This is a genomic window from Microbacterium sp. GXF0217 (genome assembly GCF_054798195.1).
The window spans coordinates 1-5,449 of the sequence record NZ_JBSJZG010000012.1 but is presented as its reverse complement, the minus strand read 5'-3'; the positions used below and the strand labels follow the sequence as shown (position 1 = coordinate 5,449).

The window sequence follows — 5,449 nt, the reverse complement described above, 5'->3', positions numbered from 1 at the left end:
AGGCTGGGTCGGGGGAGCGTCTGATCCTTGAGAACTCAACAGCGTGCACTTGTCAAATGCCAAATTATCCTCGTCTCCATTTCGGTGGGGGTGAGAATTCCTTTGGATCAATTATATGGATGTCAGTGACATTCGTTTTTGGTCAGTTTCAAACTCGCTGCTTGCATGGTTTTCCCCGTGCGGGTATGCATTTCTTTTTTACGGAGAGTTTGATCCTGGCTCAGGATGAACGCTGGCGGCGTGCTTAACACATGCAAGTCGAACGGTGAAGCAGGAGCTTGCTCTTGTGGATCAGTGGCGAACGGGTGAGTAACACGTGAGCAACCTGCCCCGGACTCTGGGATAAGCGCTGGAAACGGCGTCTAATACTGGATATGAGACGTGATCGCATGGTCAACGTTTGGAAAGATTTTTCGGTCTGGGATGGGCTCGCGGCCTATCAGCTTGTTGGTGAGGTAATGGCTCACCAAGGCGTCGACGGGTAGCCGGCCTGAGAGGGTGACCGGCCACACTGGGACTGAGACACGGCCCAGACTCCTACGGGAGGCAGCAGTGGGGAATATTGCACAATGGGCGAAAGCCTGATGCAGCAACGCCGCGTGAGGGATGACGGCCTTCGGGTTGTAAACCTCTTTTAGCAGGGAAGAAGCGAGAGTGACGGTACCTGCAGAAAAAGCGCCGGCTAACTACGTGCCAGCAGCCGCGGTAATACGTAGGGCGCAAGCGTTATCCGGAATTATTGGGCGTAAAGAGCTCGTAGGCGGTCTGTCGCGTCTGCTGTGAAATCTGGAGGCTCAACCTCCAGCCTGCAGTGGGTACGGGCAGACTAGAGTGCGGTAGGGGAGATTGGAATTCCTGGTGTAGCGGTGGAATGCGCAGATATCAGGAGGAACACCGATGGCGAAGGCAGATCTCTGGGCCGTAACTGACGCTGAGGAGCGAAAGGGTGGGGAGCAAACAGGCTTAGATACCCTGGTAGTCCACCCCGTAAACGTTGGGAACTAGTTGTGGGGTCCTTTCCACGGATTCCGTGACGCAGCTAACGCGTTAAGTTCCCCGCCTGGGGAGTACGGCCGCAAGGCTAAAACTCAAAGGAATTGACGGGGACCCGCACAAGCGGCGGAGCATGCGGATTAATTCGATGCAACGCGAAGAACCTTACCAAGGCTTGACATACACGAGAACGGGCCAGAAATGGTCAACTCTTTGGACACTCGTGAACAGGTGGTGCATGGTTGTCGTCAGCTCGTGTCGTGAGATGTTGGGTTAAGTCCCGCAACGAGCGCAACCCTCGTTCTATGTTGCCAGCACGTAATGGTGGGAACTCATGGGATACTGCCGGGGTCAACTCGGAGGAAGGTGGGGATGACGTCAAATCATCATGCCCCTTATGTCTTGGGCTTCACGCATGCTACAATGGCCGGTACAAAGGGCTGCGATACCGTAAGGTGGAGCGAATCCCAAAAAGCCGGTCCCAGTTCGGATTGAGGTCTGCAACTCGACCTCATGAAGTCGGAGTCGCTAGTAATCGCAGATCAGCAACGCTGCGGTGAATACGTTCCCGGGTCTTGTACACACCGCCCGTCAAGTCATGAAAGTCGGTAACACCTGAAGCCGGTGGCCTAACCCTTGTGGAGGGAGCTGTCGAAGGTGGGATCGGTAATTAGGACTAAGTCGTAACAAGGTAGCCGTACCGGAAGGTGCGGCTGGATCACCTCCTTTCTAAGGAGCACTGCACTCTTCGGAGTGACAGAGCCGGATTCACACCGAATGTGTGTGACCGGAGCTCATGGGTGGAACATTTGACATGACGCCAGCGAGGCTGGTTTCTGCTAGTACGCAGCTCTTCGGGGTTGTTGGAACGGGGAGGCCGGCGGGTGTGGTGTCTGCACGCTGTTGGGTCCTGAGGGGCCAGACGTTTTGTCTGAATCCTCTGGGCCTCTTGTCGTTTCCCTGTTTGGGGTTGCGTGAGGGGTACCGCCCGTACTTTGAGAACTACACAGTGGACGCGAGCATCTTTGGACCGACCTTCGGGTTGGTTCATGAAGATGATCTTAAAGATCATTAGTCAATTTTTTGACGATTCGAACTCATGTGATTTCAAGTCTTTAAGAGCAAACGGTGGATGCCTTGGCATCTGGAGCCGAAGAAGGACGTAGCAATCTGCGATAAGCCTCGGGGAACTGATAAGCAAGTTTTGATCCGAGGGTGTCCGAATGGGGAAACCCCGCTGGGCGGCGTGCCGACCTAGTGACTCCCGCCTGAATATATAGGGCGGGTAGAGGGAACGTGGGGAAGTGAAACATCTCAGTACCCACAGGAAGAGAAAACAACATGTGATTCCGTGAGTAGTGGCGAGCGAAAGCGGATGAGGCTAAACCGAGTGTGTGTGATATCCGGCAGGAGTTGCATGTTCGGGGTTGTGGGACTTTCCTACCAGTTCTGCCGAGCTGGTGGCGTTACAGAAGCGTGTAGACGAACCGTCTTGAAAGGCGGGCCATAGTGGGTGCCAGCCCCGTAGTCGAAACATGTGTTCTGGCGTGGAGAGGATCCCAAGTAGCACGGGGCCCGTGAAATCCCGTGTGAATCTGTCAGGACCACCTGATAAGCCTAAATACTCCCAGATGACCGATAGCGGACAAGTACCGTGAGGGAAAGGTGAAAAGTACCCCGGGAGGGGAGTGAAATAGTACCTGAAACCGTTTGCTTACAAACCGTTGGAGCCTCCTTAGTAGGGGTGACAGCGTGCCTTTTGAAGAATGAGCCTGCGAGTTAGCGATATGTGGCGAGGTTAACCCGTGTGGGGTAGCCGTAGCGAAAGCGAGTCTGAATAGGGCGATTCAGTCGCATGTCCTAGACCCGAAGCGAAGTGATCTATCCATGGCCAGGCTGAAGCGACGGTAAGACGTCGTGGAGGGCCGAACCCACTTAGGTTGAAAACTGAGGGGATGAGCTGTGGATAGGGGTGAAAGGCCAATCAAACTTCGTGATAGCTGGTTCTCTCCGAAATGCATTTAGGTGCAGCGTTGCGTGTTTCTTGCCGGAGGTAGAGCTACTGGATGGCCGATGGGCCCTACAAGGTTACTGACGTCAGCCAAACTCCGAATGCCGGTAAGTGAGAGCGCAGCAGTGAGACTGTGGGGGATAAGCTTCATAGTCGAGAGGGAAACAACCCAGACCACCATCTAAGGTCCCTAAGCGCGTGCTAAGTGGGAAAGGATGTGGAGTTGCTTAGACAACCAGGAGGTTGGCTTAGAAGCAGCCACCCTTGAAAGAGTGCGTAATAGCTCACTGGTCAAGTGATTCCGCGCCGACAATGTAACGGGGCTCAAGCACGCCACCGAAGTTGTGGCATTGATATTTTTGGTAGGCCTTCGTGGTCCAGCCGTATTGATGGGTAGGAGAGCGTCGTGTGGCCAGCGAAGCGGCGGTGTGAACCAGCCGTGGAGGCTACACGAGTGAGAATGCAGGCATGAGTAGCGAATGACGTGTGAGAAACACGTCCTCCGAAAGACCAAGGGTTCCAGGGTCAAGCTAATCTTCCCTGGGTAAGTCGGGACCTAAGGCGAGGCCGACAGGCGTAGTCGATGGACAACGGGTTGATATTCCCGTACCGGCGAAGAACCGCCCAAGCTAATCCAGTAGTGCTAAGTATCTGAATCCCAGTGACTGATCCCTTCGGGGTGACGCTCTGGGCCTAGCGTACGACCCCGTGCTGGTGCGGCTAGCGTATTAACAGGTGTGACGCAGGAAGGTAGTCCAAGCCAGGCGATGGTTGTCCTGGTGCAAGTGCGTAGGCCGAGTCATAGGCAAATCCGTGACTCATACAGGCTGAGACACGATGCGGATAAAAAGTGGATGATCCTATGCTGCCGAGAAAAGCATCGACGCGAGGTTCTAGCCGCCCGTACCCCAAACCGACTCAGGTGGTCAGGTAGAGAATACCAAGGAGATCGAGAGAATCGTGGTTAAGGAACTCGGCAAAATGCCCCCGTAACTTCGGGAGAAGGGGGGCCTTCGACGTATTAGGACTTGCTCCGAAAGCGTTTGGAGGCCGCAGAGACTAGTGGGTAGCGACTGTTTATTAAAAACACAGGTCCGTGCTAAGTCGCAAGACGATGTATACGGACTGACGCCTGCCCGGTGCTGGAAGGTTAAGAGGACCGGTTAGCCGCAAGGCGAAGCTGAGAATTTAAGCCCCAGTAAACGGCGGTGGTAACTATAACCATCCTAAGGTAGCGAAATTCCTTGTCGGGTAAGTTCCGACCTGCACGAATGGCGTAACGACTTCCCAACTGTCTCAACCGCGAACTCGGCGAAATTGCATTACGAGTAAAGATGCTCGTTACGCGCAGCAGGACGGAAAGACCCCGTGACCTTTACTACAGCTTGGTATTGGTGTTCGGTGTGGCTTGTGTAGGATAGGTGGGAGACTTTGAAGCATGGACGCCAGTTCATGTGGAGTCATTGTTGAAATACCACTCTGGTCACTCTGGATATCTAACTTCGGACCGTAATCCGGTTCAGGGACAGTGCCTGGTGGGTAGTTTAACTGGGGCGGTTGCCTCCCAAAAAGTAACGGAGGCGCCCAAAGGTTCCCTCAACCTGGTTGGTAATCAGGTGGCGAGTGTAAGTGCACAAGGGAGCTTGACTGTGAGACTGACAGGTCGAGCAGGGACGAAAGTCGGGACTAGTGATCCGGCAGTGGCTTGTGGAAGCGCTGTCGCTCAACGGATAAAAGGTACCTCGGGGATAACAGGCTGATCTTGCCCAAGAGTCCATATCGACGGCATGGTTTGGCACCTCGATGTCGGCTCGTCGCATCCTGGGGCTGGAGTAGGTCCCAAGGGTTGGGCTGTTCGCCCATTAAAGCGGTACGCGAGCTGGGTTTAGAACGTCGTGAGACAGTTCGGTCCCTATCCGCTGCGCGCGTAGGAAGTTTGAGAGGATCTGACCCTAGTACGAGAGGACCGGGTTGGACGAACCTCTGGTGTGTCAGTTGTTCCGCCAGGAGCACCGCTGATTAGCTACGTTCGGGATGGATAACCGCTGAAAGCATCTAAGCGGGAAGCCGGCCTCAAGATGAGACTTCCATACCTTCGGGTGAGAGGCTCCCAGCCAGACTACTGGGTTGATAGGCCAGATGTGGAAGTGCGGTAACGCATGCAGCTGACTGGTACTAATAAGCCGATGACTTGATAACACTTCGAATCACCTCAAGGGTTGATTTGATGCTCCGCGTCCACTTTGTGGTTCTCGATGTACGGTCGAGAACCCTACAGGCACCACGCGTGTCTTTAGGTTTTTGTGTGAAACATCAATAGTGTTTCGGCGGCCATAGCGTGAGGGAAACGCCCGGTCACATTCCGAACCCGGAAGCTAAGCCTCACAGCGCCGATGGTACTGCAGGGGGGACCCTGTGGGAGAGTAGGACACCGCCGGACTTCTT

3 rRNA genes are annotated in these 5,449 nt (G+C 54.6%); all 3 read left to right on the top strand.

From position 1 onward, the window contains the following. The first annotated feature begins 197 nt into the window (after window positions 1–197). The 3 genes from ACWAT3_RS16595 to rrf all read left to right on the top strand — a co-directional run bounded on the left by ACWAT3_RS16595 (window position 198) and on the right by rrf (window position 5,444). Window positions 198–1,722 (top strand): 16S ribosomal RNA (locus ACWAT3_RS16595). Between the two features lie 376 nt (window positions 1,723–2,098). Next, window positions 2,099–5,203: ribosomal RNA gene (locus ACWAT3_RS16590) — 23S ribosomal RNA — on the top strand. 124 nt (window positions 5,204–5,327) lie between these two features. Beyond that, window positions 5,328–5,444 (top strand): 5S ribosomal RNA (gene rrf, locus ACWAT3_RS16585). Together the 16S, 23S and 5S rRNA genes form the textbook arrangement of a ribosomal RNA operon. Window positions 5,445–5,449: the final 5 nt, after the last annotated feature.